We start from the raw sequence: 22,471 nt of genomic DNA, 5'->3' as shown, positions 1-22,471 counted from the left end.
TTTAATTGGCTTTTGAAAAGTAATACACATTGACTAAATCTTGTAGTTTGGTTTTCGCAACGTTTAACTGCGATTTGGAAGTCCCAACCGAAATGTTGAGTTCCTCGGCAATTTCTTTGTGCGAAAAACCTTCTACGACAAATAGATTGAAAATCGTTTTGCATCCGTCTGGGATTTTCTCGAGCAAACCCATTAGATCTTCCATTTCGAGTGAATCGGCAAACTCCCAATTCGTCAAAGAAATTTCGGATTGATTTTCATCTATTGTTATTTCAAAATCCACTTTTTTCTTAAGGTAAGCCAGACATTGGTTGACCATGATTCGTTTGCTCCATGCATGAAAAGCATTTGAATCTTTCAATTGGTCCAATTTGGTAAAGATGGTCATAAAAGCATCGGCCATTGCTTCTTCTTGATCTTCTCTGGCTTTCAGGTAGCGTTTACATATAAAATGTAGTTTCGGATAAATAGCATCGTACAAATGCCGCTGGGCATTTCGATCTTTTTGGATACATAGTTGTAGAATTTTTACGTCCATAGTGACAGGTTTCTACCTATATAGAGAGCTATTTATCTCCAAAGGTTGGGAGAAGGTAAAAAATATTTCATTTCATTTTGGAAATATCAGAAATTCAGGCATAAAAAAATACCCTCTCGTTTGAAAGGGTATTTTGGATATTGTTATTTATTCGTTAGAATAGTTGAATAAAATAATAAATCAAGGCTGCAATCAAAGCCGAAACTGGAATGGTTAAAATCCAAGCCCATAAAAGGTTGATCGTTACTCCCCAACGAACTGCAGAAACACGTTTGGTGATTCCCACCCCGATGATAGAACCGGTAATCGTGTGCGTTGTTGAAACTGGAATTCCTAAAAATTCCGATAAATATAAGGTCATCGCACCTGCTGATTCAGCTGCTACACCTTCTAATGGCGTTACTTTGGTAATTTTGGTTCCCATTGTTTTCACAATTTTCCATCCGCCAGACATGGTTCCTAAACCAATTACCAAGAAGGAAACAAAAGGTACCCAACCCCATTCTTGTACGAAATAGTTGAACTGATTTGGATGATTGATCCAATCGGCATGACCTGCATCTACGTGATAGAAAATTACCGCTGCTCCAATGATACCCATTACCTTTTGCGCATCGTTACCTCCGTGCCCTAAACTGAACAAAGCTGAAGATACCAACTGCAATCTTTTGAACCATTTTTCCGCCTTTTTATGGTTGGATCGACGGCATATATTCATGATGAGAATAGTCAAGAAATAGGCAATCATCATCCCAATCATTGGTGCGAGAAAGATAAACAAGAATACTGGTAAAACCTTTACATAGTTGATCACATCTACTCCATCTTGCGCCAAAGCTCCTGCGTGAGCAACTGCTGCACCCATAAATCCACCTAGTAAGGTATGAGATGAGGAAGAAGGAATCCCAAACCACCAGGTCAATAAATTCCAAATAATGGCGGCTATGATCCCCGCAAGAATAACTTCTAGCGTGATAAAATTTTCGTTGACCGATCGTGCAATGGTATTACCAATTTTAAATTCTCCAATCCAATAAAGTGAGATGAAATAAGCTGCGAAGTTAAATGATGCAGCCCATAAAACAGCTTGAAAAGGGGTCAAAACTCGAGTCGCTACAATTGTAGCGATTGAATTTGCAGCGTCGTGAAATCCGTTGATAAAGTCAAATACAAGTGCTAAGACTATGATGACTATCAATAGTATTAATTGTGGTTCCATCTAAAGTCTTAAGAATGTTTAACTGAAATCCCTTCTAAAACGTCTGCCACATATTTACATTTGTCAGTCGTTGTTTCAAGAGCTGAAAATACTTCTTTGTATTTAATGATTTCTTTAACGTTTTCGTTTTCATTGAAAATTTCGTAGATCTCCTTGTCATAAATGTTGTCTACTTTGTTTTCCAATTTGTTGATTTTCTCACAAGATTTTAAAACGGCTTTCAAATCTTTGAAGCCTTCTAAAGATTTGATGGCTTTTTGAATTTGCTGACAAGCTTCCAAATTCGCTTCTGTAATTTTACGAATGGATTTCTTTACCTTGTCAACTTGGTACAATCTCATACGACTTGCACTTCCGTCAATATAATCTGTCACTTCATTCATTTTACTGGTCAAAGCATAAATGTCTTCGCGGTCAAATGGTGTTAAGAAGTTTTTACTCAATTCAAAATTAACAGTTGCCATTAATTTCTCACTTTCTACTTCTAATTCTCCTAATTTATTGAAGAATGGTTCTCTCTCTTCTTGTTTTACATTTACTGCTTCATGTAATGTCGTTGCCATATCTACCAAGATTTGAGCATGTTGATGAAACAATGGAAAAAATTTCTTGTCCTTTGGAACCAAAAATTGTAAAATACTATTTAATGACATATTTCTATTTTAAGAATGCGCAAATTTAGGAATCTCTATGTTAACTCATTGTTAAATCAAGCCGCCTTAATATCAGATTATTAACAAAATTAATGAAAATGAAATTATCGATTTTCCCACAAATAATTCACTAATAATCAGTTAATTTACATAAAATTCAATGAGCTAATGTTGGTAACCAATATTATTTAAATGTTACGAATGATGGGTTTCGCTGTGAACTATTAGTATTTAAATAACCTTGACTTAAATTTGCAAAAAATTTCTCATGACAGTTGAAATTATATTAATTATTATCACTCTGTTATTCATACTGGCAATAGCAGATTTAATTGTGGGCGTGAGTAATGACGCAGTGAATTTCTTAAATTCAGCAATTGGGTCAAAAGCTGCGCCTTATAAGGTAATTCTTATCGTTGCAATATGTGGAATTATCATAGGCTCGATGTTCTCAAGCGGCATTATGGAAATCGCAAGAAAAGGAATTTTTCATCCGGAATTTTTCACATTTGATAAAATTCTTTTTGTCTTTTTAGCGGTTATGCTAACGGACATCATTTTGCTGGATATTTTCAACACCATGGGACTTCCTACTTCCACAACCGTTTCCATTGTTTTCGAATTATTGGGAGCGTCACTTATGGTAGGACTCTTAATGACCTTTGACCAAAATGCAGCGATTAATGAAGCCTTTAAATACATCAATTTTGAAAGTACACGATCGATTATTTCCGGAATATTTCTTTCTATTATAATTGCATTTACTTCGGGTGCGATCATTCACTATGCAACTCGTTATGCATTCACTTTTAATTATCAAAAACGATTGAGTAAAATCGGACCTTTTTATGCAGGTCTTGGTTTAACTACGATTGTTTATTTCCTTTTGATCAAGGGAATGAAAGGAACCACAATTTTAAGTGAGAATGCCAAAGAATGGATTGATTTATATACATGGCCATTAATGCTAGGAATATTGGCAATCAATACCCTTATTTGTTTCATCGTATATAAATTCGCCAAAGTCAATCCGTTAAAAATCGTGGTGTTGGCGGGTACTTTCTCTTTGGCTATGGCCTTTGCAGGAAACGACCTTGTCAATTTCATTGGAGTTCCTATTACCGGATTTTTAGCATTCGAAAATTGGCAAGCTTCAGGAGTAGCTCCAGAAAGTTTATATCAAACTTATTTGGCAGGAAACGATGTCATTGTTCCGAATTATATGTTGCTTATTGCTGGTATTGTCATGGGATTGACTATTTGGCTAAGTGCCAAGGCGAAAAAAGTAACGGAAACCGAGGTAAATCTTTCTCGACAAGATGAAGGAGAAGAAAGATTCAAACCCAACGAAATGTCAAGAAACATCGTTCGAACTTCCATGCGTTTAGGTAGCTTGTTGAATGTTTTGATTCCAGAAAAAGTACGTCGCAGCTATGATTTAAGTTTCGAAAAAAGCAAATTGAGACATGCAACCAATACCCAAGAATCTACTGCATTTGATTTGGTTCGTGCTTCATCTAACTTGATCATTGCATCTGTTTTAATTGCCTGGGCAACTTCTCTAAAATTACCTTTATCTACAACTTATGTCACGTTTATGGTAGCAATGGGTAGCTCACTGGCCGACAAAGCTTGGGGTAGAGAAAGTGCTGTTTATCGTGTAGCTGGTGTGATGAGTGTTATTGGAGGATGGTTTATCACTGCCTTGATTGCCTTTTCGGTCGCAGCTATTTTTGCTTTCATCTTGTATAAAGGAGGAACTGTAGGGCTTGTTTTGCTTGTACTTACGGTTATTTTCTACAACATCATTTCACATGTTTCTTTTTCAAGAAAAGAGAAACTTTCTAAAATGAAAAATGAAAAATTATTATTGCTTGACGAGAACGATATCGACATTATCCAAACTCATAAAACGATGACTTTGAACATCATTTCCGATGTCAAAAACAATTACAACAGCGTTTTGGAAGGAATTCAATTGGGCGATAAGAAAATATTGAAAGCAGCCAATAAGAATTTGAATGAGTTGGAGGATTATTCCAGAAAACTTCGAAACAAAAGTTTGAAATTCATCCGAAATTTAAAAACAGATCAAGTTGGACTTGCCAAAACGCTTGTTTACAGTAGTGATTTGATTCATGACATCATTCAATCCAATCAGGTTTTAAGCGATGAAAGTTTGAATTATGTGAAGAATCTACACAAAATGCCAACCCGAAATTTCATTCTATTGTTGAATGAATTAGAAGAGAAAATGAATTCACTTTTCAACTCTGCGTATGTTTATATTGAAAATGAAGATATCGCATCGTTTGAAAAATTAATTGAAGAAAGAAATTCAGTTCGTGATTTCATCAACCAGAAATTGGAAAAACAGATTTTGGATATTCAAAATGAAAAAATGGGTGTTAAACAAAGCTTTTTCCAAACCAACATCCTACTACAAAGTCGCGATATTCAAGCCGTTTTGATGCGTATCTCTAAAATGTACAAAAAGCAACAAGATAGCATTGCCAATGATTCAAAAGAAATCTAAACAATAGATTTCAAGTAGTTCATTATACTTTTTATAATAAATTAAAAAAGCCTGAACAGATTAATTCTATTCGGGCTTTTTCATTCATTCAATTCAATTTATACCTGCTTAAATTTTGGATTGGTTCAAGTATTTTCCGAATTCAGAACTTAAAAATCTTTTCATTTTTCTTACACGAATTAAACTAGAATTTGAATAGGTAAGCAACGATCATTACTTTACCTACTAACTGAATTTAGAAGTTAAGAAATATAGATTTTAGTATGCTAGTTGAATTCTACCTACCATATCCAATTATCCTAGAGAATGAAAACAAAAAAGCCTGAACAAACGAATTTGTTCAGGCTTTCTTATTAAATATAACAGAAATTAATAATCGTAATTATTGGATGTTTCTCCTCCAAATTCCCATGTAAGGGCAAATCGTAGGGTATTTTCCAAGGCATTGTTGGTATCAGACATTGGCAACAAATACGAGAAGTCTAGTCCGAATGCATTGTATTTCAAACCTGCTCCCAACGTCAAGTGTTGGCGATCTCCTTTCATAGGACTCTCATGGAAATAACCAGCACGAACAAATAATACATCATTGTATGAATATTCGGCAGAAGCACTCCATGTAAACTCTTTCAATTCTTCGCTAAATCCGCCTGGAGCATCACCAAATGAACTAAACATCCCTTCCACAACCCCTTTGTTTGGAATATATTTTCCAGTCACCAAACCTGTACTATCATTGACAATGTATTGAGGAGTTGGAACCAATAATTTGGACGTTTCCAAGGTAATAGCTACGGTGTTGTATTCATCTAAGAAGAAATCATATCCAGCTCCAATTCGTAAATTGGTTGGCAAATAAGCAGCATTGTCTTCTGAATTGGAATAATCCAATTTTGGTCCAATATCGCTAATGTTGAAACCTGCTCTTAAACGACCTTCAAAATTGTTCCATTGGTGTCTTGGCGTCTGATAGAAACCAGAAACACCTGCAGAAAATGTGTTGGCTGGTTGAACGGTTTGATCGGGAACGTTGTTGAATAAATCGGAACGAATGAAACGTCCTGTTACCGCCATACTATAATTATCTGTCAAACGTAAACCATAAGACAAATCAAATGCGAATTCGTTGGGTTTTGCTGTTCCGTTAGAAACGATGTCTGTACCCACGATTTCTGTTAAGTCAATTTCTCCAATATTGAAATAGTATAAACTTGCCGATAAGGTACTTCTTTCATCTTGACCCAAAAAGGTATAAAAAGATGCATTTAATAAGAACACATCATCGGTAATACTACTCATATAAGGAGTATAAGACAATGCTACTCCAGAATGGCTACGGCTAAATGCATATTTAGCAGGGTTCCAATATTGTGAAAACGCATCAGCCGAAGTAGCTGCACCCATGTCTCCTAACGCACCAGCTCTTGCATCTGGTGAAACACGTAAAAACGGGGCTCCTGTCAATACAGGATTGGGCTGATCTTGTTCTTGCGCAAATGTTCCTACAGAAGCTAGTAGTAAACATCCAATCGTAAGTTTCTTAATATTCATTATCATCTATTTTAATATCACTAGTTTTTCTACTGCTGTGGCCGATCCTTTACATACATCAGGATTCACACCTCTCGCTGTGACGCGGTAAATATACACACCTTTTCCAATTTTATCACCAAAATCATCCAATCCATCCCATGGAATTGCAAATCTTCCAGTGCGGTAACCCTCTCTCCAAGGTTCTGCTGAAACGGGCTGACGTATGGTCTTTACCAATTTTCCAGATACGGTAAAAATTTGGACCATGACTTCCAATTCAGAATCACAATTGTGCTCAAAGTGGAAATAGGTTTGATTGGTAAAAGGGTTGGGCCAGTTCAATAATTTGTCAATGTAAATGGACTGAGACCCTTCATGCATCACTACGAAATCTAACGTTTGTTCAGAAGAATTATTGTTAATATCCCATGCTTTGAAAACAATTTGATGGTTCCCCAGTTCCAAATTGCTTAAACGGTACATGACTTGACCCTTTTGGTAATCCAAAACTTGAGGGTTGGTACATGGATTATTATCACCACCTTCATAATATTCGTTCAATACATAAGTTCCTTCTAAATTTTGATCCAAAACTGCCGTAATATCATGTCCTATGGCAATTCCACTCGTGTTGATCCCAGTGTCATCTACCAAACAAGCCAATAAATACGGATTTTTATTGGTGATGCCACCGTCCACAAAATTCAAATTATTCATATACAAACCGATAGTAGGACCTTTGTCATCATTTAAACCTTCAGGATTTTGATCACCGACCATTACATGTTGGTAGGTAACGCCATCGGTCACATTGTTATGAGCATATACAACGAATTTTCCTTCGCCGACTTCATAATTGATGTCTTTTGGAATGTAGAATTGAAATTTAAATTCTCCATTGGTCACATTGGTTCCTCCTTTGAAAATCGAATTCACTTGTTCTTGGAAATTCATCACACCCATGCCTCCGTCATTGTTCAAGGTTGATTTGTTAACAGGCTTGTCAAACAAAGTTCCATTGGCTTTTCCGTTAAAGGAAACGTCACGTTGGGTTCCTTGAACATTCAACACTTCTCCTTCAATTTCAACAAAATCCATCGCGCGTAAAGTTCCCGTAAAGGTACTCGCATCTTCCCCGTTGATTTTGGTTATACGCAATTCACGAGGTGGTTTTGCTATACTCAACATAGGGTCACCCAATAAATTAATCTTCAATCCAAATGGTGAATTTTGATTAATTTTTGCTTTGGTTAAGGCTGTTCCAAGTGCTTGGTATTTATTTCCCTCGACCGTCAATACTTCTTCTACAATTTTTTCATTGAATTCACCTCCAAAAAATACTCCAACAGGTCTACTTGTGGTGACCATAGCAGCTGCACCACCCAAAGGAGCCTTGAACATATAGACACCTGCCGATGGCAAATATGGTAAATCCCAAACGGTAAATTCGCAGGTAATCGTCATAACAACTGGTAATCTTGAGAATAATCCTGTATAGTTGGAGAAATTATTGATTTCTTCATAGGTAATTACCCTTTCTTGCGCCCAACTACGAGGCCCTCCATGTCCAAAATAAACAATAAGTGAGCTTCCTAAGTTAAAAGAATTGGAAATTAATTGATTAACAGCAGGGTAACGTGGACCGGCCGAAGTTCCTTCTTGTACATAGGCATCCAAATATCCTTTTTTCAAGGTAGCATATGGAATATTTTGTTGAATGAATTGTGCAGAACTATTTTCTACCACTTGATGGAATGGTGGTCCACCATCCTTATCATCATCCACCACCAATAAAATTTTGGTTTTCCAATCTCCAAAAGAAGTTCCTTGGTTTGGTAATTTGTTATAATAAGAGATGGTTTTATCAACCATAATTTTCATCTCTGTTAAATCATGCGCTGGAAATCTTCCAATTGCTACATCCATTTGGTTCCCAACTCCACCTGTTTTAAATTCACTTGGACGATCAATGTTTGTCAAAATTTCATCGGAATTGTCCAACATGGTAAAATAATCATCGCTCACAAAAGAACCATCCAAATCTTTGGAGTTAAAACTAATATAGGAAGGAACGAAATTGGAATTATTTTGAATTCGATCTTTGTAATCAAATGAAGCACCACCAAACATCAAAATGTATTTCAAAGGATTTCCTGTATCACGAAGATGTTTGAAAAAATCACGAATTCCCGAAACATCTTGCGCACCCGATGAAAAATCATTGTAGACTTGTTCGGTTGTGACAACCTGAATTTTGATTTGGTCATTTTGTTGTCTAAAGTTGGCAAATCTTGCAGCCTCTCCTAAAAATTGAGGATGCGTCACAACGATATATTCTACATCTGTATAACTTCTCAAATCCTGATTGGCAACTGTACCAACATATTCGATTTGAGTATAAGCAGCCGATTCATTGAATGCTACGAACTCATTTAAAAAATGAGGACTTGTCGATTGATATTTGTAAACTCCACCAGAACTGATGACATTTTGCACATTGGTTATATCCGAAATATTCCAAACTTTTTGAGGCCCATTCAAGCTAAATCCGTAAACATTTCCATCGTTTAAATTTTGTAATCGACGAAAGTTCATTTGGGTTCCATTGAACGTCAAATTGGCCAAATATTTCACTTCCAAATAATCCAAAAAGGTAAATGATCCTGGATTGGACGAATTCCCAATAGCAATATTAAACGTAAAAGTATTTCCTGAAGCAGTAAAAGGAAATCCATTACTAGTAAATAAAGGAACATCTACAAAAGCCCCTGGCCCAAAGGTTCCAGTTGGTAAAGTCGTACCATTTATTGAAACATTATAGCTTACTCCTCCAGCATCTTTTCCTAACAATTTAAACAATGCATAGGCCTCACCTGCTGCAGGCGCAGAACCTGTAAGCGTAAAAGATTGGTTGGGTTCCAAATTGAAGGATTCTCCCGCCCATTGTTTTCCCAATTGGTTCAAACTAATGGAATCTTTTTCATGAAAAATATATTCATCAAATTGATTGAAAGTCTGAATTGGATTTCCTTCGATGGAAACATCTTGGACACGTTTCCCTGGTGAACCTCCAAAACTGATAAAGTAGTACGCGTAATCTGAATATTGATTAAAGCGATGACGTAAATTTTCTAAGGTTGAATTGGGCAAACGAGTCCAATCATGTGGACCTTGCGCATAAAAGTAAATGGCATCATTGGCATCAAACGATCCATCTTCTTCTCCATTGAATTGGATAGCATTTTCTTGTAAAGCTCCATAACGGAAATCTCCCGGATTTTCATTCAACATCTTTCCTCCATTTCCATAGATTTTCAAGGTTCTCGGATCAAAATTCGTAGGAATATTATGTTGTTGGAAAAAATTTCGATCCAATTTAAAAATCCCCGATTTCTTTACTCTGATTTTGTACCAATTACCCGATTTTAATACACTTGTAGTAGCGGGATCGATGGTTTCATCCGTTCCATATTCAGGAGTTGCACCTTGTTGAAATTGGATATCAAATGAAACAACTTTCTTAATCTGATTGTTTTCTTTCACAAAAGGATTCATCCCAACAGTGACAAAATATTGACTACCTGCTTGATTGACTTTGGCTCGATAATCCAAAGAAGTTGGAATATTCGAAATATTCAGTTCACCTCTTTCATTAGAATTTACAGGTGCAAATTGAATGTTAGAAATTTGAACAATTCCCTTACCAGAAACTTCATACGAATGGGTGAAATACGGCAAATCATTCAATAAACTATAACCATCATTATTAAAATGTGGTAATTTTTTTTGAACAGTTTCATTGATAGAAATATCTTTCACTCCGTTCCAATCGATTGATATAGATTGGGATTTCCCTAAAATGAACGATAAAAACAATAAAAACAGAAAGGATTTTTTCATGTTGTGTTAACGATAATTCGACAAATATATTCTATCTCACAATAAAAAAATAATAACCACGTTAAAGATAGGCAGAGTTAAGTTTGTGAATTCGCGAGAATTTGTTTTCTTTGCAAATCGTTTTTCGAAAAATATAGTTGAAATAACATATAGTAACATATGAACAAGGGTAGAATTTTAGCGATTCTTTTAGTAGCATTTTCATTAACTGTCGTGAGCTGTACAGGTCGCGGTGGCGGAAGAAAAAAAGGTGGTGGTACTAAGAAGTTCACCAGTACAACAGGTTGGAAACCCAACGACCAAAAAGGTTGGTTTTTCAACGGAAAGAAAAAACCCAAAGTTAAAGCATGGCCAGGAATGGTATTCATTGAGGGTGGATCCTTTACCATGGGGTTAGTAAAAGATGACGTAATGCATGATTGGAATAATACTCCAAAGCGTATGCAAGTTCGTTCATTCTTCATTGGAGAAACAGAAATTACCAATTATCAGTACCGTGAGTATTTGACTTGGTTAAAAGTTGTTTTCCCACCAGAAGAAGATCAATACAAACACATCTACGAAGGATCACTTCCAGACCCTGAAGTTTTCAACAACAAATTATCTCGTAATGATTTCGATAATGAAACTTATTTGTTCTCGAATGAATTTAGCTATTACCCAGTTGTTGGTGTTACTTGGTTACAAGCAAGCAACTATTGTGATTGGTTAACAGACAGAGCAAACGAAAAAGCATTGATGGATAAAGGTATTTTGAGCAAAGATTATTATTCAAACGAAGAATATAATTATGGTTCAAAATATTTCGATGCTGAATCTTACAAAAACAGCGATAGCAACGTAAAAGATGCAATCGACACCACAAGATTGGCAAAACAGACGTTGATCAAATCTACGAATCAAAGAATTCAAAAAGCAAACCGTTCTACGACAGCATTAGAAGTTGCTCCATTCCGTTTACCAACAGAAGCTGAATGGGAATATGCAGCTTTGGCTTTACCTGCTGATAGAGAATACAACGAATACAAAGGAAAACCAGTTGTTCAAAATGAATTGCGTGGTCAAAAAGGTAGAGATCGCGGACAATACATGGCTAACTTCAAAGTTGGACGTGGAGACTATTCAGGAATCGGTGGATACGGAAACGATGGTTCAGCGATTACAAGTGACGTTAAAAAATACCAATCAAACGAATTTGGTGTGTACGGTATGTACGGAAACGTTGCGGAATGGACTGCTGATGTTTACCGTCCAATCATCGATGATGAGGCAAATGATTTCAACTACTTCCGTGGAAATGTTTACAAAACGACTATCGACAATGAAAATGGTGGTTTCGCAAAACATGAAGACGATATTGAATTTGATACCTTAAACAATGGTAAATTGACGTACAAATCTTTACCAGGTAAATACAAAAAAGAAATTGAAGAAGATAACATTAACTACCGTGATGGTGACCGTATGTCTTCTTTAAATCCAAGACCACAAGATGACATGGCAGAAACCTTTGCTTCAAACGTGATGACAGATTCTTTAGGAAATGTAATCGAAATGCCAACTGATTCTTCTTCTAACATCATGGGTGGTTCTTCAAGACCTGCAAGTACAACAGGTGAAATGTATAACGCTCCTTCTCGTAAATTCTACGTTGACGAAAAAGGTCGTGTTATCTTAGAAAAAGAAGATGAACAAAGAACTTCTCAAATTTCAGACGAAGTACGCGTTGTGAAAGGTGGTTCATGGAGAGACCCAATCTATTGGTTGGATCCAGGACAAAGAAGATTCTTGCACCAAGCTGAAGCAAAAAGCTGGATTGGATTCCGCGTTGCTCAAGATTACCAAGGTTCTCACGAATCTAGCAGATCTAAATCAGGTACAAAATAATCTGAAAAACATATAATAATCTTATCCCAATCTGAGAAATCTGATTGGGATTTTTTATTACATTTACTCTATGAACATCGAACAGCTTTACTCCTTGTATTTACGTTGCAATATGGTTTCTACCGACACGCGCAACATCCCAATGAAGTCCATGTTTTTCGCTTTAAAGGGAGCCAATTTTAATGGAAATCAATTTGCTGAAGAAGCCATCAAAGCAGGGGCTCTTTTTGCAATTGTGGATGAAAAGGAATACGAAAATGAATCCATGGACACTTACTATGTCGAGGATACCTTAAATGCACTTCAGAAATTGGCAATGTATCATCGATTGAAGTTGAACATACCCATCATCGCACTAACTGGAAGTAATGGCAAAACGACGACCAAAGAATTGATGACAAATGTTCTGAGCAAACGATACAATGTTCTGGCAACCGAAGGAAATTACAACAATCATATTGGCGTTCCATTAACGCTTTTAAAAATAAATCCGAATCATGAAATTGCAGTCATCGAGATGGGTGCCAATCATTTGATGGAGATTGATTTTTTAAGCAATCTTATCCAACCCGATTTCGGGTATGTGACCAATTTTGGTAAAGCGCATTTGGAAGGTTTTGGCGGATTGGAGGGTGTGATCAAAGGGAAGTCGGAATTGTACAATTACCTACGTGAAAATGAAAAAACCGTTTTTGTGAATTCCAATGATGAAAAACAAGTGGAATTAACAGAGGGTATCAAACGAATTTGTTTCGGAAACAATGCAGAAGCAGACTATCCTATTTTTTTCTCAGATTCTTTATCTGGAAAATGCCCTTCCATAGTATACGAACAAACGCATATAGAAAGTCCATTGATTGGCGAATACAATGCAAGTAACGTTGCAGCAGCCATTGCAGTCGGATTAACATTTGAAGTCGATTTAGAACAAATCAAAGAAGCTATTGAAGAATATGAAGCCGACAACAACCGTTCGCAAATCATCGAATTAGAAAATCATAAAATAATTTTGGACGCTTACAATGCCAACCCATCTAGTATGGAAGCAGCCCTTACCAATTTTCAAAAATTAGAAGGTTCCAAAATGGTGATTTTGGGAGATATGTTTGAATTGGGAGACAATACCTTGGAGGAACATCTTATCATAGCCAAAAAAACTCAGGAATTAGGTTTTGATAAAATTTTATTGGTTGGACAAAATTTTCATCAGATTGATTTAAACGATCAAAACAATTTATTGAAATTTGCCACCAGAGAAGAAGTTGAAGAATATTTGGATTCACAAACAATTTCAGAGCAAACCATTTTAATCAAAGGTTCAAGAGGTATGCAGCTAGAAAAATTGTTAAACCATTTCCCTTCCTAAAATAAAATGTTTATTTTTAAGTTATTAAAGTACTAATTCAACTTTTTAACTTACATGAATAAATTATTTTCTCTTGTCTTATTGATGATAATGGGCATATCGTTTGCCTTTATCAACCAAGACTATTTTGAATGGTCAAATGAAAAAAAGTTATCATTCAATGATTTTAAAGGAAAAATTCCAAGCAATATTGCGACAGGCGCAAGTGTAAACTTGTCAACCTTGATTTCTTATCAAACTTCACAAGCACAAGGATCCGTTCCAAAAATTACGATTTTCAATTATGTCGATCGGAACAGTTCATGGATCAAAGTAAAAAAACAAGAAATTCTAGACATCCAACAAATCAAATTTGATCAATCGGAATTAACTGTTCGTAAAATCCGCAAAGAGATGGAGAACATGAACAAAAAAGGAGTTAAAGATCGTCAAGCTTATTTAGATCGAATTACCAAAATGAGTCAGTCAGCCAAGCAGAAAAACAATTCAAAATTTGTGATGCTGGAAGATCAACCTCATTTGATTAAGATTATGAAAAAAGACATTTCAGATTCATTGAATCTTTATAAGGCATATGCAAAATAAAAAAAGGCAACTCTAGAGTTGCCTTTTTTAAGTATTGTAAGATTGCTTTAGAAATCTTCTATATCAATATCAGAATCAATATCCAAATCATCAAATCCTGCCTCAGCATCATCATCCAATGTCAAAGGCTCATCTTCATCTAAATTGATGATATCATTGTTTCTTTTTGGTGCTTTTAATGGCATTGCTCCAAAACGATAAACCGTTAATGGATAATTCAAAACAGCTTTCTTGTCTTCAATCGAAATAACTTCAACCGAGAAAGTCCACATATCCAAATAGTCATAAACAAAAATCATACGAGATCCAACCTCTGGCAACACTTCATAAATATGATAGTCAGCCATGGTGTTGTCTTCGTTTGACTCGTCCATACTTTCCAATGGAATTTCTCTCCCTTGCGTCCATCCTTCATCAGACTCGTAAAATGAAGCCAATTCTTCACCTTGTAAGCTAAATGCACTCATTATGCCCTTATAGAGTGTAAATAACGTCTGCTTATCACGAACCTCTATATCCCTAAAAACATCTTCTTTTGTGTCGAGAATTACACGAATTTTATAAATCACTGTTCTTTAATTTTGGTACCAAATATAATTTTTTTCCTAATTCTAACATATACTTTAACGCAGATTCGTAATTATTTTCAATTTCTCCTTCCAAAATAGCTTCTTTTATGCTCATTTTGATTATTCCAATCTCTTTACATGGCTGTAAACCAAAGGTTTCCATAATCTCTTCACCCGAAATTGGAGGTTGAAAATTTCTTACCCGATCACGTTCTTCAACTTCTTTTATTTTTTGCTCAACAACTTGAAAATTTTCTTTAAACTTTCGTTGTTTGCGTTCGTTCTTGGTGGTAATATCTGCTTTACAAAGCGTAATCAAATCGTCAAAATCCTCTCCAGCCTCAAATAACAATCTTCTCAAAGCAGAATCCGTAACGTGTTCATCAATCAAAGAAATGGGTCTTGAACTCAATTTCACAATTTTTTGAACATATTTCAAAGGCGCTCCCAATGGCAATTTTTGTCTTTTGAACAATTTAAAGGCCATTTTAGCCCCGACAAATTCATGCGAATGAAAAGTCCAACCAATGGTTTTATCGTATCGTTTGGTTGGTGCTTTTCCTATATCATGCAACAAGGCGGCCCATCTTAACCAAATATTGTCAGTATGAGGAGCAATATTGTCCACAACTTCCAAAGTATGATAGAAATTATCTTTATGCTTCTGCCCTTCTACTTCTTCAATTCCTTTTAAAGCGACCAATTCTGGCAAAATATATTGCATCAATCCCGCATCATCCAACAGTTTCAACCCAATGGAAGGTTTGTCTGTTTGCATGATTTTTTGGAATTCATCCATGACACGTTCTTGCGAAACAATTAAAATTCTTTCTGCATTTCGGATAATGGATTGAAAGGATTCTTCTTCAATTTCAAACTGCAACTGTGCTGCAAAACGAATCGCTCGCATCATACGCAAAGGATCGTCAGAATACGTAATATCTGGATCCAATGGTGTTCTGATGATCTTTTGTTCTAAATCCTGAATGCCTCCAAAAGGATCAACCAATTCGCCATAGTCCCCTTGATTCAAAGAAATCGCCATCGCATTGATGGTAAAATCTCTTCTTTTTTGGTCATCATCCAAGGTTCCGTCTTCCACATAGGGTTTTCGGCTATCTTCGGAATAACTTTCTTTGCGTGCTCCAACAAATTCAAGTTCCAAATCATTCATCTTGAACATCGCGGTTCCAAATCGTTTGAAAACCGAAAGTTTTGAAGCTGACTTCACCTTACCATGAACGTTTGTTGCCAAATTAATCCCACTTCCAACAGTCACAAAATCGATATCCTTTTTTTGATTTCGATCCAATAAATAATCACGCACAAAACCTCCAACAACATACACATCTTGTTGTAATTCTTGAGCGGACTCGCTAACCAATTGAAAAATAGGATGTTTTATAGCACCTTCCAGATTCATGGTGCAAATGTAAGCATATGATAATTTTAATCCCCAAAATTCTATTCAAAATAATCTAAGTTTTGGGGAATTTTCACATATTATTCACGCAATACTTTCACAACGCCATCTTTTGAAAGTTTGATGACAGAGGATCCAGAAAATTTAGGATGAAATGTTTTCGTTTCTGGAAAAATATAATCGACACCATTTATAATTTCTTCCGAAATTTCCTCAAAGGAACTCGGCGTTGGTTCTCCCGAAATATTGGCAGAAGTTGAGACAATCGGTGCTTTTAATTTGCCAATAATTTTTTTACATCCTAAATCATCGGTCAAACGAATCGCAATTGTACCATCTTCCGCAATCAATTCTTGGGGTAAATTTTTAGGATCATCGTAGACAATTGTTACGGGTTTTTCTGACAAATCCATAATGTCCCAGGCCAATTCTGGAACGTCCACAATGCTTTGCAACCTCGCAGGTGTATCGACCAAAATGATCAAAGATTTAGACTCTGCTCGTTTTTTCAAGTCGAAAATTCGACGAATACTTTCCACATCATTCGCGCTACACCCTATTCCAAATGTGGTATCAGTTGGGTATAAAAAGATTTTATTTGCGATCTCCTCCATTTTTTAGTTTTTGAAAATAAAAGTTAAATAATTCGATTTTTGTGTTTCAAATTCAAATTCTGGCAATTCTTCAAATTTGTCCACATCATGTTCTATCTGTTCGAATATTTTGACAAAATTAGTAAACTCATAGAAAAGACAATTCTTCCGAAATTCCTTGAGGTCTTGAAAACTTTTTTCCATCAATAATTTCTTTTGATACCCAAATCCTAAATTATAGCTTCCACTAATCTTGTATTTCAAGAAATTCTCAAAATGCTCAATATTGGGATGAATCAATGGCAAAATATAATCGGTTTGGCTGATGTAATTTTGGAAGCTAGCATTGTCAACGAATTCCTCAAACCATATAAATTGCTCAGAATTTGCGTGCGATTTCAATTTCTCTAAAAATTCAAAAGCCTGATTTCCAACAGGCCTACCCAAGATGATAAATTTAATGTGTTTTGGAATTTCAAGTTTCAACAATGCATTGTAATCGCGTTTATTAAAATCAATAATTCCAGGAATGGAAATCCAAACTTCTCCCTCTTTTTTGGGTTCAATTATTTCAGGTTTTGGAAAATAAATCGGATAAAAATGAGAAAGTTTTTTGTTGAAAATTCTTTCTTTTCTCACCACCTCTTCAATAAATTCAGACAAAACCAAAATTTTATGCAATCTTCTCGCAATGAGTTTGTTCTTAAATTTCTGCTTGACTTTTTGTGTATTGTGAATGATACCAGTTAATTCCGTCTTACGAGGAAAAGGTAATAGAATCAATTTAAAAATATTGCTTTCGGCGGTATTGAAGACAACTTTTGTAATTTTTTGTTGCTTGACAAATCGCCGTATTTTAAACCAATTTTTGTATTTATTTTTCTTTTCAGAAAAATCCAAAAACAAAAAATGATCTGCAGGATAATCCTTTACGCGATCTTTGATTTTTTCATTACAAATTAAAAACGTTTCGTGTTCCGAGTTGGCAAAAAATAAAAGTTGGCTGTATAAACATTCATCATGAAATGTCGCTACTTCAATAATAGCGACTTTAGCCATTTAGGTTTGAGTTTAAAAATAATTGCATTACAAGATAAAAATAAGACATTTGTGAAAGAATGGAAAATAAAATTATATACGTACTCCATAAATCGGGAGCAAACAGTCATTATACGGGTCTTGAAGAATTTTGCCAACAAAATGGTTATGAGGTACGATACCGCGAATTTTCTGTTGAAAGTACCCTTTTTAAAAGTATCCTAAAATTCAATTTTAAATTGTTTCGCAAACAACTTGTCAATGCTAAATTTTTGAAAAGTTTGCCTCAAAACAAAAATTGGAAAGTCGTTTTAGGAATAGCGCCTTATGATTATAAATTGCCTGGACTTCTGAAAAAACTGGAGAATCACCAAGTATATTACCATACCTCTTGGACCAATTGGGATGGAAGTTTTGTTCCCAACACAAAACACCAAACTCCAGAATTAACCGAGGTTTGGAAAGAATTTATTGAAAAAAAATCCCAACATATATTCGCCGTTTCAAGCAAAACCAAAGATGAATTGTTGAAAAATTATGAATTAAGTCCAGAGAAAATTTCTGTGGTGTATCATTCGTTGAATTCCAAACATTTCAATTCCAACAAAAGCCAGCAAAGTTCTGAATCAACCTTAGAATTTATGTACGCGGGACGTTTGATCCCTTCTAAAGGTTTGAATGAATTATTAAAATTTTTCGCAGAAAATCCCGATAAAAATTTGAAAATCGCGGGCAAAGGAAAGTTAAAATCTTTGGTCGAGCAATATGCCCAAAAGCATTCCAACATTCAGTTTTTAGGACAAATTTCCAATCCCGATGAACTCGCCAAACAGTTTGGACAATCGCATTATCTCGTGTTGAATTCCAAAAAATCGGGCAAATGGGAAGAATTATTTGGGATGGTGCTTATCGAAGCAATGGCTTGTGGTGCGATTCCAATCGCAACTTTGCACACAGGTCCAAAAGAAATTATAGAACATAACAATTCTGGATATTTAGTTGAAGAAAACCAAATGATTGAATTTTTGAGCAATTTGACTCCGAAATCTTATTCAGTCGAAATAAAAAACAACGCAATAAAAGCTGCAAAAGAATACGAATTGGAAAAAATTAGCCAGCGATGGAAAGCGATTTTAGAGGATTAAATTTTTGATTCCCAAAACGCTTTTACTTTGGGTTTGTTAAATCCGTGACAGGCAAAAGGCAATTTGTTTCCATTGATTTTAAAAGCTATATGCGGTTTTCGATCGATACAAAAATCTACCGCTTCTTTGTAATCTGGAATTTTCATTTCTGGAAAAAATCTTGGAGCATACAAAGAAATGAACACATCTTCCTGGTAGAATTTCAGTTCGTCTCGGGTAACCAACATTTTTTCGATTTCTGGCTTCAATTCCGTTACAATTCGAAACATGGTTTGCACTTTTCGTAAGGAAAATCCGCCATTTCCAACTTTGAAAAAATGATGATCTGATTTCTTTTTGGAATTGAATGCATTTCGAATTTTCAACATCATCTTGTTCCAGGAATTTTGTGGTGAAGCAATCCATGGAGCGCCGATGTAATCATAATTTTTCTGGCACCAATAGGTCAATTCATCTCGAAAAACATATACATCTGTTTGACAAATCAAAATATAGTCGACATCTAAAAATTCCTTGTAAAAATCTTCAGATAACATCAATCGATTATAACCTTCAATTCCCTTGAAATACAATGGATCCAATCGTTTGATTTCCCAATTGGTTTGTTGAAAATAAGGTTCAATTTTCGAAATATCAAGACCTTCTGGACAAATGATTGAAAAATGAAAATTTTTCAAAACCTCAACCGAACGTTGAAGACTTTTTTGTTCAAAATCATCTAAATCAGATTTATAAATAGGAACGACAATTTTGACAGAATTCATGAAAATTTTTATGAGATTAACTTCGAACAAAATTAGTGAATTAAATGTCTAACTTTCACTATTTTTGCCCAAATTCAACGAATGACATTTCAAATAAACCCTGAATTTGCCCAATACGAAAAAGAAATTCGAGATTCTTTTCAATCTTTTGATGCCAAAGGAGAAACTTTTATCAAGGGAGAACGAAATACCATCAAGCTATTTGAGATTGGCAATGAAAAGATGAATGTCAAATCGTTTAAAATCCCCAATAAGCTCAATCAATTTGTCTATCGCTATTTCAGAAAATCCAAAGCGAGACGTTCATACGAATTTGCGACTATTTTATTGAGCAAAGGAATCGGTACGCCTACGCCAATTGCTTACCAGGAAAATTATGGAAGTTTAAGTTTGCAAAGAAGTTTTTACGCTAGCATTCATCAGCCTTACGATTTAACTTTTCGTGAATTGGTGGAAGTGAAAGATTATCCAGATGAGGAATCTATTTTGCGACAATTCACCCGATTTTCCTACAAAATGCATGAAGCTGGAATTGAATTCAAAGATCATTCGCCAGGAAATACTTTGATTAAAAATTTGGGCAATGGTCAATATGAATTCTTTTTAGTAGATTTAAACCGAATGAATTTCCACGATTCCATGAGTCTAGATCTTCGCATGAAAAATTTATCAAGATTGACACCCAAAAAAGAAATGGTGGAAATCATGTGTGACGAATATGCTCAATTAATTGGTGAAAATCCACAAAAATTAACCGATCTATTATGGGGTTATACGTCAAAATTTCAAGAAAAATATCATCGTAAGCTGCGCGCCAAGCAAAAATTAAAATCTGTATTTAAATAAAATGAACTATTGCTTTTCCCTAATCCTTACACTTATTTTCATCCAATCTTATTCGCAATCCATCCTAAAAGTAAAATGGGGCGAAATTTCCCAAGAAGAAATACAATTAAGTTCTGTTGAATTTGAAAAAGATGCAGATGTTGTTATACTTTACGAAAAAGGAAATGCCATCATTGGGGGAACCTTTCAAAATCATGTCTACCGTAGAGTTAAAATTTTAACCGATAAAGGTTTGGATTTCGCCAATCAGGAATTGAAGTATTATTCCTTTAAAAACATCGAAAACATCTCCAACTTAAAAGCACAGACCCTAAATATAGTCAATGGAAAACCCGAAATAAGTACAGTTGACAAAAATTCAATCTTCGATGTCCAGGTAAACGAATATTATCATGCCAAAAGGTTTGCTTTCCCCAATGTAAAAGTTGGTTCCATACTGGAATACGAATACAAGATTGTAGACCAAAATATCCATCATATTGATGCTTGGCAATTTCAACATGAATACCCAACTCTATTTAGTCATTTTTCTATTGAAAATAAAATGCAATTGAATTATAATTTTATTGCCATTGGAGATAAAATCATCCATCAACCCAAACTCAATACTCGTTCTGAAGTTAATTCATGGTTCTTAAAAAATCTTCCAAGCTATGGTAAAATAGACTATCTGCACAATGCAGAAGACATGGCTGAAAGAATCATTTTTCAGTTAAACGGTTCGTCCTATTCTAGCATAAATTCGTCATTGAACACAATAACTACTTGGAAAGAATTAAAACAAAATCAATTCAATTATTTCCAAGAATATCTCAATAATGGAATTGGGAAAGAAATTGCCAATCAAATTCCAAAAGGCAATTCAGAATTGGAAAATTTAGAAAACATTTACCAGTATTTTAAATCCAATTATAGATGGAATTCATTCATTGGCATTTCTCCAAAACTAAACAACCGACAATTGCAAAAAGAAAAACTTGGCAATCAAGCAGATTTAAATCTTTTGTTACAAGCCATTTTAACCAATAGTGGATTTACATCGGAGCTTATTTTACTCAGCAATCGCAGCAATGGAAGAATTTTAACTGGATATCCGTATTTGGGAAGTTTCAATATGCTAGTCAATCTTGTTACACTTAAAAATGGTGCGACATATCTTATCGATGCTGCTCGTATGAATGGTGATTTAGGATACGCGCCCAAAGACATTTACAACTATTATGCTGTTGCATTACAACCCTTTGATGAAAGCTTTATAAGTTTGAAACAACAAATTTCAGAAAACTTATCCTTACAAAATTTCATTTTTCATAATGGGAAATGGAATTTGATCCGTACCGATAAACGAAATGGTTATTTCAAAGAAAACCTATCTGAGAATTCTAATTCGTCAGAAGTTGTTCATTCTATGGATTTGAAATTAAATGAAATCAAAAAGGAAAATAGAAATCTTGACGAAAAAAATTATCGTATTGATAAAACACAACATTCTTCGGAATCTTTGATTGAACCTGAATTTATACTAATTGAAAATCCGCTTAAAAAAATCATTTCAAAGTATACCTTTACAGAATTAGAACGCGATCGATATTTGGAATTTGATTTTCCGTTTTACTATAAAACCGATGTAATTGTAAAGATTCCAGATGGATACAAAGTTGAAATCCCTGCCGATTTTAACCAGGTTTATCAAACAGAAACCAAACAATTTATTTACAATCAAACCACATCACAACAAGAAGATAATTTGATTGTGCAATATGAGTTTTATTTAAAAGATTATATTGTAACCGATAAGTATCTAGATGTAAAATCTTTCTTTGAAAAAGTTAATTTGGCCGGAAGCAAAACATTATTATTAAAAAAAATTTAAGCA

17 protein-coding genes are annotated in these 22,471 nt (G+C 34.9%); 7 read left to right on the top strand and 10 right to left on the bottom strand.

All coding sequences use genetic code 11. The annotated features are described in order from the left end of the window. Position 1: 1 nt before the first annotated feature. The 3 genes from ABID46_RS07370 to ABID46_RS07360 form a co-directional block, all read right to left on the bottom strand. Positions 2-538, bottom strand: a complete 537-nt coding sequence (locus tag ABID46_RS07370) for an RNA polymerase sigma factor (RefSeq protein ID WP_354508605.1) — start codon at positions 536-538, stop codon at positions 2-4. A gap of 154 nt (positions 539-692) precedes the next feature. After that, positions 693-1,757: an inorganic phosphate transporter gene (locus ABID46_RS07365; protein ID WP_354508603.1), complete on the bottom strand. Its 1,065-nt coding sequence runs from the start codon at positions 1,755-1,757 to the stop codon at positions 693-695. A gap of 8 nt (positions 1,758-1,765) precedes the next feature. Beyond that, positions 1,766-2,410, bottom strand: coding sequence for a DUF47 domain-containing protein (locus tag ABID46_RS07360; RefSeq protein ID WP_354508601.1), 645 nt, complete (start codon positions 2,408-2,410; stop codon positions 1,766-1,768). Between the two features lie 268 nt (positions 2,411-2,678). On the opposite strand from ABID46_RS07360, the gene ABID46_RS07355 reads away from it, so the two are divergent. After that, positions 2,679-4,946, top strand: a complete 2,268-nt coding sequence (locus ABID46_RS07355) for an inorganic phosphate transporter (RefSeq protein WP_354508599.1) — start codon at positions 2,679-2,681, stop codon at positions 4,944-4,946. 369 nt (positions 4,947-5,315) lie between these two features. Here ABID46_RS07355 and porV read toward each other — a convergent pair whose 3' ends face one another. Together porV and porU are read right to left on the bottom strand one after the other, a co-directional pair. Then, positions 5,316-6,497, bottom strand: a complete 1,182-nt coding sequence (porV, locus tag ABID46_RS07350) for a type IX secretion system outer membrane channel protein PorV (protein WP_354508597.1) — start codon at positions 6,495-6,497, stop codon at positions 5,316-5,318. 6 nt (positions 6,498-6,503) lie between these two features. Continuing rightward, a complete protein-coding gene (gene porU / locus ABID46_RS07345; RefSeq protein ID WP_354508595.1) occupies positions 6,504-10,379 on the bottom strand; it encodes a type IX secretion system sortase PorU in 3,876 nt (1,291 codons plus the stop codon). A 159-nt stretch (positions 10,380-10,538) separates the two neighbouring features. On the opposite strand from porU, the gene ABID46_RS07340 reads away from it, so the two are divergent. The 3 genes from ABID46_RS07340 to ABID46_RS07330 all read left to right on the top strand — a co-directional run bounded on the left by ABID46_RS07340 (position 10,539) and on the right by ABID46_RS07330 (position 14,217). Beyond that, a complete protein-coding gene (locus ABID46_RS07340; protein ID WP_354508593.1) occupies positions 10,539-12,266 on the top strand; it encodes an SUMF1/EgtB/PvdO family nonheme iron enzyme in 1,728 nt (575 codons plus the stop codon). A 70-nt stretch (positions 12,267-12,336) separates the two neighbouring features. After that, the gene (locus ABID46_RS07335; protein WP_354508591.1) at positions 12,337-13,632 is read left to right on the top strand and encodes a UDP-N-acetylmuramoyl-tripeptide--D-alanyl-D-alanine ligase; all 1,296 of its coding nucleotides are present in this window, start codon (positions 12,337-12,339) and stop codon (positions 13,630-13,632) included. A 54-nt stretch (positions 13,633-13,686) separates the two neighbouring features. Continuing rightward, positions 13,687-14,217: a hypothetical protein gene (locus tag ABID46_RS07330; RefSeq protein ID WP_354508589.1), complete on the top strand. Its 531-nt coding sequence runs from the start codon at positions 13,687-13,689 to the stop codon at positions 14,215-14,217. A 47-nt stretch (positions 14,218-14,264) separates the two neighbouring features. On the opposite strand, the gene ABID46_RS07325 is transcribed toward ABID46_RS07330, so the two are convergent. From ABID46_RS07325 to ABID46_RS07310, 4 genes are all read right to left on the bottom strand, one after another. After that, a complete protein-coding gene (locus ABID46_RS07325; RefSeq protein WP_354508587.1) occupies positions 14,265-14,786 on the bottom strand; it encodes an IS1096 element passenger TnpR family protein in 522 nt (173 codons plus the stop codon). Further along, entirely contained in the window at positions 14,776-16,209 is a 1,434-nt protein-coding gene (locus ABID46_RS07320; protein ID WP_354508585.1) for a CCA tRNA nucleotidyltransferase, read from the bottom strand. The genes ABID46_RS07325 and ABID46_RS07320 overlap by 11 nt, the downstream gene beginning before the upstream one ends. Before the next feature lie 80 nt (positions 16,210-16,289). After that, on the bottom strand, positions 16,290-16,823 hold the full coding sequence (locus ABID46_RS07315) for an L-threonylcarbamoyladenylate synthase (RefSeq protein ID WP_354508583.1): 534 nt from the start codon (positions 16,821-16,823) through the stop codon (positions 16,290-16,292). A gap of 3 nt (positions 16,824-16,826) precedes the next feature. After that, positions 16,827-17,861, bottom strand: a complete 1,035-nt coding sequence (locus tag ABID46_RS07310) for a hypothetical protein (RefSeq protein WP_354508581.1) — start codon at positions 17,859-17,861, stop codon at positions 16,827-16,829. Positions 17,862-17,920: 59 nt separating this feature from the next. Between ABID46_RS07310 and ABID46_RS07305 the strand changes: the two genes are divergently transcribed. Beyond that, on the top strand, positions 17,921-18,985 hold the full coding sequence (locus tag ABID46_RS07305; protein ID WP_354508579.1) for a glycosyltransferase: 1,065 nt from the start codon (positions 17,921-17,923) through the stop codon (positions 18,983-18,985). On the opposite strand, the gene ABID46_RS07300 is transcribed toward ABID46_RS07305, so the two are convergent. Further along, on the bottom strand, positions 18,982-19,749 hold the full coding sequence (locus tag ABID46_RS07300) for a DUF5672 family protein (protein WP_354508577.1): 768 nt from the start codon (positions 19,747-19,749) through the stop codon (positions 18,982-18,984). The two genes, ABID46_RS07305 and ABID46_RS07300, sit on opposite strands and share 4 nt — an antisense overlap. A gap of 81 nt (positions 19,750-19,830) precedes the next feature. On the opposite strand from ABID46_RS07300, the gene ABID46_RS07295 reads away from it, so the two are divergent. After that, positions 19,831-20,595 (top strand): lipopolysaccharide kinase InaA family protein, encoded by a 765-nt coding sequence (locus tag ABID46_RS07295; protein ID WP_354508575.1) that lies wholly within the window; start codon positions 19,831-19,833, stop codon positions 20,593-20,595. Position 20,596: 1 nt separating this feature from the next. After that, positions 20,597-22,468, top strand: a complete 1,872-nt coding sequence (locus ABID46_RS07290; RefSeq protein ID WP_354508573.1) for a DUF3857 domain-containing protein — start codon at positions 20,597-20,599, stop codon at positions 22,466-22,468. Positions 22,469-22,471: the final 3 nt, after the last annotated feature.

This window comes from Moheibacter stercoris (genome assembly GCF_040545805.1).
Taxonomy (GTDB): Bacteria; Bacteroidota; Bacteroidia; order Flavobacteriales; family Weeksellaceae; genus Moheibacter; species Moheibacter stercoris.
This window is presented reverse-complemented; position numbering and strand designations above follow the sequence as displayed.

Bases quoted from the DNA above. Each gene is read 5' to 3' on its own strand.
- ABID46_RS07370 (WP_354508605.1), bottom strand. From the start codon at position 538: ATGGACGTAAAAATTCTACAACTATGTATCCAAAAAGATCGAAATGCC.
- ABID46_RS07365 (WP_354508603.1), bottom strand. From the start codon at position 1,757: ATGGAACCACAATTAATACTATTGATAGTCATCATAGTCTTAGCACTT.
- ABID46_RS07360 (WP_354508601.1), bottom strand. From the start codon at position 2,410: ATGTCATTAAATAGTATTTTACAATTTTTGGTTCCAAAGGACAAGAAA.
- ABID46_RS07355 (WP_354508599.1), top strand. From the start codon at position 2,679: ATGACAGTTGAAATTATATTAATTATTATCACTCTGTTATTCATACTG.
- porV (WP_354508597.1), bottom strand. From the start codon at position 6,497: ATGAATATTAAGAAACTTACGATTGGATGTTTACTACTAGCTTCTGTA.
- porU (WP_354508595.1), bottom strand. From the start codon at position 10,379: ATGAAAAAATCCTTTCTGTTTTTATTGTTTTTATCGTTCATTTTAGGG.
- ABID46_RS07340 (WP_354508593.1), top strand. From the start codon at position 10,539: ATGAACAAGGGTAGAATTTTAGCGATTCTTTTAGTAGCATTTTCATTA.
- ABID46_RS07335 (WP_354508591.1), top strand. From the start codon at position 12,337: ATGAACATCGAACAGCTTTACTCCTTGTATTTACGTTGCAATATGGTT.
- ABID46_RS07330 (WP_354508589.1), top strand. From the start codon at position 13,687: ATGAATAAATTATTTTCTCTTGTCTTATTGATGATAATGGGCATATCG.
- ABID46_RS07320 (WP_354508585.1), bottom strand. From the start codon at position 16,209: ATGAATCTGGAAGGTGCTATAAAACATCCTATTTTTCAATTGGTTAGC.
- ABID46_RS07315 (WP_354508583.1), bottom strand. From the start codon at position 16,823: ATGGAGGAGATCGCAAATAAAATCTTTTTATACCCAACTGATACCACA.
- ABID46_RS07310 (WP_354508581.1), bottom strand. From the start codon at position 17,861: ATGGCTAAAGTCGCTATTATTGAAGTAGCGACATTTCATGATGAATGT.
- ABID46_RS07305 (WP_354508579.1), top strand. From the start codon at position 17,921: ATGGAAAATAAAATTATATACGTACTCCATAAATCGGGAGCAAACAGT.
- ABID46_RS07300 (WP_354508577.1), bottom strand. From the start codon at position 19,749: ATGAATTCTGTCAAAATTGTCGTTCCTATTTATAAATCTGATTTAGAT.
- ABID46_RS07295 (WP_354508575.1), top strand. From the start codon at position 19,831: ATGACATTTCAAATAAACCCTGAATTTGCCCAATACGAAAAAGAAATT.
- ABID46_RS07290 (WP_354508573.1), top strand. From the start codon at position 20,597: ATGAACTATTGCTTTTCCCTAATCCTTACACTTATTTTCATCCAATCT.